Source organism: Mesorhizobium sp. M0698 (assembly GCF_040320455.1).
GTDB lineage: Bacteria > Pseudomonadota > Alphaproteobacteria > Rhizobiales > Rhizobiaceae > Mesorhizobium.
The window spans coordinates 1-784 of the sequence record NZ_JAMYPQ010000080.1 but is presented as its reverse complement, the minus strand read 5'-3'; the positions used below and the strand labels follow the sequence as shown (position 1 = coordinate 784).

General features: G+C 55.9%; 1 protein-coding gene. It reads left to right on the top strand.

Features of this window, described 5'->3' with window-relative positions; all coding sequences use genetic code 11:
• On the top strand, window positions 1-707 hold a 707-nt coding region (locus NKI16_RS33995), incomplete at its 5' end, for an ABC transporter permease (RefSeq protein WP_352924824.1).
• Window positions 708-784: the final 77 nt, after the last annotated feature.

The window sequence follows — 784 nt, the reverse complement described above, 5'->3', positions numbered from 1 at the left end:
ACGTGCCCGCATCCCTTGCCGCCTTAACCGCGCTGTCGCTCGGGGTCATATGCGGCGTAATAAACGGATTTCTGATCGCCCGAACTGGCATTTCGGCGTTCGTAATTACCCTCGCCAGCCTGTCCGTTTACAAGGGCATCAATTTGGGCATCACACATGCCCAACCCTTTTATGATATCTCAGACGGCGTGAAATCCATCGGACAGGGCGCGATCTTCGGGATCATTCCTTGGTTGATGCTCCCGACCATGGCTGTCGGGCTAGCCTTGTGGTTCATGCTTAATCGGCAACCCATAGGGCGGTTTATTTTGGCAGTCGGCGGCAATCAACATGCCGCAGAATTGTCGGGAATATCGATTGCAAATACAGTTGTCATCGCGCACGCCCTTTCGGGGTTTCTTGCAGCGCTTGCCGGTCTTCTCCTTGTTGCCCGTTTACAAATGGGTCAACCGACGATCGGCGACGACTGGCTAATTTTGTCTTTTGCCGCGCCCGTGATCGGCGGCGCGGTCTTGGCCGGCGGACACGTCAGCGTGCCCGCTACGCTGCTCGGGGTGGTGATCGTTGCAATAATCACACAAGCCCTAGTGCTTTTCGACATCGACCCGTTCCTCGTGCAGGTCGTGCTGGGCGCAATGATCTTGGCGGCAGTCGGCGCCAATCGTTTTCGCGAAAGTCGTTTGTCACGAAATCTCAAGAGGCTCTGAAATGGCGAGCGAGATAGCGTTCCAGGCTCTGGGCATTGAGAAGTCCTTTCCAGGCGTAAAGGCCCTAAAGGGCGTTT